Origin of the sequence: Nostoc sp. (genome assembly GCF_036917095.1) — a bacterium.
GTDB lineage: Bacteria > Cyanobacteriota > Cyanobacteriia > Cyanobacteriales > Nostocaceae > Nostoc.
Map to the genome: position 1 here is coordinate 1 of NZ_JBALFH010000052.1, position 4,934 is coordinate 4,934.

A 4,934-nucleotide genomic window follows, 5' to 3' on the forward strand; every position below is an offset into this window, starting at 1 on the left:
TGTAGTGTTCGCTGTTCTCAAGACAGGATATGGCAATGTTAGGGGAAAGGTGAGTGTTGAATTGCAGATGTAAAAAAAGCGCGATCGCTGTTGCGTCTACAGCCCAAAAGAGCAGCCTCAAGTTAACTAACAATTTGGGTTATCAATCTAACGTTACTGGTTTTATTAGCTACTTTTAATTAGTTGTCTGGGCATCATAAGTATTATATAGTGATTATTACTACTACAGATGCTTCAGAAAATTCCCTTTGTTGCAATTAGCGTTCTGCTTGTAGCTCAAATGTCTTTATCCGTATTTGCCAACAATCTTACCGCTACGGTTGTAAGCGTAGGTGACGGTGACACCATACGGGTGAAAACTGGTAACAAAACCGTGACTGTCCGCCTCGCTTGCATTGACGCACCAGAGATGAAACAGAATCCTTGGGGTCAACAATCATCAGCAAGACTTAAACAATTGCTGCCAGTGGGACAAGGAATTACCCTACGTGCTATTGAAACTGACAAATACAAGCGCTTGGTTGCAGAGGTGTTTGTCGAGAATCGCAGTGTCAACGTGAGTATGGTGCAAGAAGGGCAAGCTGTTGTTTATCGTCAGTATCTTAAAGGCTGTCCAGAGTCTAAAGATAGTTTGTTGCAAGGTGAAAACACCGCCAAACAACAGCATTTAGCTTTTTGGAGTCAGGCTAATCCTGTGATGCCTTGGGACTTCCGCCACAGAGCTACCCAAAAGACAACTTCACAGGCGATTCAACCGCAGCAACAGAATAACTGCGATCCTGCTTACCCAGATTTTTGCATTCCAAAGAATTCAGCAGACTTAAATTGCCGAAATATTAGCCAACGAAGGTTTAGGGTACTGCCCCCAGATCCTCATGGTTTTGACCGAGATGGAGATGGGATTGGATGTGAAAAATAAAAAACTTTGAGTAGTGCAAGTCTAAAACTTGATAAAGAATTAGGGTTTTCTACAAATGTTCACTTTATCTCAAGTTAATTTCGGAGTTAGACCAACTGGATTAATTGAAATCAAATTAATTGGAACTCTTTATCTAGTTTTAGGAGTTATCTATGTAACTTTAATGCTCGGCTGGTTAAGTCAAAGGAAAAATACATTAACAATTTCTATTTTAACAATTTACATTATCCAAGGAGTATTAGCACCAATTTGTCTATTTTTGTGTGGAATCATATTAATTATGCAAGGTTGGCGATTAGATCCGCTTATTCAATTTGAGCAGTTTATTCTATTATTATTAATTATTTATTTGAGTTTTAAAGATATAATAATTAACTTTATTTCGAGAAATTGGTAAGGTAAGAGTCCAATTGCGCTTTTGTATAGTTACCTAGCAATTATACGCCTTTACTTTGTGCCCTCCTTCCCTGCTGGCTCGTGGAAAGCCGCTAGTTTTTACAGTAATGCTCCTGTTTACTGCCAACTCTAACAGTGCGTCTGTAAGGTTTAATCGCGGCAATAATTTCTATACTTTCCGTAAGAGCGATTATCTATTCTCTACTGCGGCGATCGTTTTTATCTTGGCGACCTCATAATCATCTTACAGCTACCGTCCTCATAACGATTCAAGTTAAATCGTAATAATTAACGCCGGGTATACCCCGGTTTTTTACTATTAACTTATCCGCGCATCTCCATCAAGTTACCTGAAGCATAACGCCGTAATCCGTAATAAAACACACCTGTACCTATTAATAATACTGAGATCGCCCCAGCGATAGCGAATAAAGTATGTATTAAAGATAACTGTCGTAACGCTTCGATAGGTAAATAAGTAACGAACCCAGCCGGAATTGCCGTGTACAATAGCAACTTCACCCAACCCTCAAACAAAGTTGCTGGGTAAGTGCTGAAGGTAAGCAGAGCGTTGCGCCATTGCTGCGTTAGTCCTTCGGAATTACCAAGGTAAAAACTTAAACTTCCAGTCAACACATTAAAGCCGATGTACACCATAGATGAGGAAATAGTTAATGCTGTGAACATGAGCAAATGGATGAAATCTGGTTTCACGAGAAATAAGTACACCCCATAACCAAATAACAAGTCACCCCAAGCTGTCGCACTCATTTGTCCCAGCAGTAAGTGGGATAGAAGAGTACGTGGATACAGCATCCACACATCTAACTGTCCCCGGATTATTAAACCACTCAGGCGTAAAGCATTACCACAGACAGCATGAGCTAAACCAAAACCTGCGGCTGCTAATGCCCACAGAGTAATTACATCCTGCACAGTCCAACCACGCAGTACGGGAAAGCGTTGGAAGAATAGCGCCCAAAACGTTACCCAAACAAGGTTATTTAGTACCATTGCTACTACTTGAGTGATAAGTGCGCCACGGTATTCTAAATGCGCCTTCAAGTTCAGGTGGACATACGCCGCAGCTAAATTAAGGTAGGAAACTATACGCTGTAACATAATATTTTTTGAGTTTTGACTCATTACTGATGTACTGGATAAAAGCTGTTTGTGGGCTGTCTGTCAATTCAACAATAAGAACTCAGCACGGGCTAAACGCCCCGCTACCCCCAACAGCACTGGGAACTCAGCACTTTTTTTCATGCTCATCCCCCATTTGCATGGATGCGTTGAACTGCTGTGCTATAAACCCAAGCTACCAGTAAACTAAGTACGCCTATAGCTACTGCTTGACGTAAGAGTAATTCCCCAGCAAATACTAAGTCGGGTTGCACGAACAAACGCGCTGGCCCATATACAATGCTGGCAAAGGGGAGATTTTTTAAGACTGGTTGCCATTGTTCAGGAAAAAGATCCAACGGTATCAGCATCCCTCCCAAAATCATGGTGATACGCGAATATATCAAGATTAAACCTGTGGTATTTTCCAACCAGAAAGCTCCCAAGCCAACCAAAAATGTTGCTAAAAAATCTAGAACAAAGGCTAATGGTAAGGATAGGAGAAATAAGAAAATGCCTGGCAAACTCAAGGGAATTAAACCAACGAATAGTAATGTTATGACTATAGATACTGTGAGATTTAGCCCAAAGCGGACGGCTCGTTCCCCTAATGTTGTCCACAAGCGATATAAAGGATAGGATAAGGGACGAATTAATTGCACAGCTAAGGTTCCGGTGCGTACATCCTCGTCTACTTCTTGGGCAATTGTCGGGGCGGAAAGCACAATTGACTCAGTTATGCCTAAATACCAAAGCATTTGCGTCAAACTTAAGTTTCCTAACTCTTGGGCGTTGGTTTCTGCATAAGTAACACGCCACAGTTGTAGGAAGATGTAAAGAATCACAAACAGAAAAACACCCCGTGAAGCAACTTCCCCTAAGTAAGCTAGGTTAGAACGTGCCGAAGTCCAGCCAATCCAGATATATTTGGTTATATGGTGCATCCTGTTTGCACTCCTTGGCTGGGGGCTGCTTGGGAATATATGTGAGCGATGACTTCTTCTAATGGTGGGTCTTCAATGGCAATATCAGCCACGGAACCTGCTTGGAGAATGTGAGTCATCACCTTTTCAATAGGAGTGATGCGAGTATTCACTTCTAACTTGAGGGCATATTCTGTTTTCTTGAGTTCTGTCACACCAGGGAGAATGATTTGCCCTGTTGTGTCATGAAATCTGACACTGAGGACTTTTGCACCCAGATAGTCCCGGCGCATGGCAGAAATTTTATCATCAAGCACAACTCTACCGTGGTTAATTACCACTACTCGTTGGGCTACCTGCTCGATGTCGCCTGCGTCGTGGCTAGTGAGAAATACGGTGACACCTTCGTTACGGTTCCACTCACGAATAAGACCGCGCAATTCTTGACGGGCAATTACATCTAGACCAATTGTCGGTTCATCCAAAAATAATAATCGTGGTGTGTGAAGTAAACTAGCTGCAACTTCTGCCCTCATCCTTTGTCCCAAGGATAGCTTACGCACTGGGGTATGCCAGAAGGGTCTGAGGTCAAAACGCTCAACTAAGACATCACGACGTTTAAGATATTCTTGGCGGTCTATGTTGTAAATGCGTGCTAATAATTCTAGAGTATCGCGGGGAGGTAGGTGATACCATAATTGCGATCGCTGTCCAAATACTACCCCTATCTGATAAGCCAATTTCCGCCGATTTTTCCACGGGTTCAGCCCTAACAACGAAGCATAACCAGAGGTAGGATATAAAATACCCGTCAGCATCTTGATTGTAGTGGATTTACCAGCACCATTTGGCCCAATGAATGCGATCGCTTGCCCATCGGGAATACTCAGCGTAATATCATCCACTGCCACAACCTCAGTTTGCTTGCGGCTTCTTCCCCAACCTTGAGTCAACGTAAACGTCTTACGTAAATTTTCCAGTTCGACGGCTCCCATGACCGATGAACTCCTAAAACTTGTATTACACACATACTACATTAGCTTATAGTCATTAGTCAACAGAAAGGAAAAATGTACAGCGACTTCTTATTTATCGCTGTGCCAAATTAATGTCATTGAGGATATAAACCTTGCACTCAAAGAGCGTTAAGTCTGAAAGTAGCACAGGGAACTTACAAGCTATATCAACACGGCTTTGTTGCAAGCCTAACTTGGGTTTACATCCGAAGAATTGCCAGAGGTGCGATCGCGGATTCAAGCGATCGCGAATGGTGAATTAGTGAGTAAGGCTGTCTCAGAAATCATTGCCACGGCTCAGGCGGCAATGATCACTGCGATCACCACTTCGACAGCCTCTAGTTCAAGTTCCTCTAGCAACCAATAGAGGGAAAAAGATTAGCCAGATCGGAATGCAAGCTTTTGCCAAATTTTCGATTTGGTGGTTCACAATCAACTGATGAATTTCCTAAACCCAAACCAGCCCCCTAGCTATCTAATTGGTATACAAAGCAGGTAAGCTGAGGAAAGCACCTAGCAGCAGTAAAAAATTAGTGATAGTAAAGTTGCCTCGCCATC

6 protein-coding genes are annotated in these 4,934 nt (G+C 42.5%); 3 read left to right on the plus strand and 3 right to left on the minus strand.

Translation table 11 applies throughout. The features are described from left to right. Positions 1-229 precede the first annotated feature (229 nt). Together V7L01_RS30700 and V7L01_RS30705 are read left to right on the plus strand one after the other, a co-directional pair. Complete coding sequence (locus tag V7L01_RS30700) at positions 230-919, plus strand: thermonuclease family protein (protein WP_335041659.1); 690 nt, start codon at positions 230-232, stop codon at positions 917-919. A gap of 55 nt (positions 920-974) precedes the next feature. After that, the gene (locus V7L01_RS30705; protein ID WP_335041661.1) at positions 975-1,316 is read left to right on the plus strand and encodes a Ycf66 family protein; all 342 of its coding nucleotides are present in this window, start codon (positions 975-977) and stop codon (positions 1,314-1,316) included. Positions 1,317-1,639: 323 nt separating this feature from the next. Here the strand turns inward: V7L01_RS30705 and V7L01_RS30710 are convergent, their stop codons facing one another. The 3 genes from V7L01_RS30710 to V7L01_RS30720 all read right to left on the minus strand — a co-directional run bounded on the left by V7L01_RS30710 (position 1,640) and on the right by V7L01_RS30720 (position 4,355). Beyond that, positions 1,640-2,437, minus strand: a complete 798-nt coding sequence (locus V7L01_RS30710; RefSeq protein WP_335041663.1) for an ABC transporter permease — start codon at positions 2,435-2,437, stop codon at positions 1,640-1,642. 146 nt (positions 2,438-2,583) lie between these two features. Continuing rightward, the gene (locus V7L01_RS30715) at positions 2,584-3,381 is read right to left on the minus strand and encodes an ABC transporter permease (protein ID WP_335041665.1); all 798 of its coding nucleotides are present in this window, start codon (positions 3,379-3,381) and stop codon (positions 2,584-2,586) included. After that, a complete protein-coding gene (locus tag V7L01_RS30720; protein WP_335041666.1) occupies positions 3,369-4,355 on the minus strand; it encodes an ABC transporter ATP-binding protein in 987 nt (328 codons plus the stop codon). Before V7L01_RS30720 ends, V7L01_RS30715 begins: the two co-directional genes overlap by 13 nt. Positions 4,356-4,599: 244 nt before the next feature. Here V7L01_RS30720 and V7L01_RS30725 point away from each other — a divergent pair, with 244 nt between their 5' ends. Beyond that, positions 4,600-4,743, plus strand: a complete 144-nt coding sequence (locus V7L01_RS30725) for a hypothetical protein (protein WP_335041668.1) — start codon at positions 4,600-4,602, stop codon at positions 4,741-4,743. The last annotated feature ends 191 nt before the right edge of the window (positions 4,744-4,934 follow it).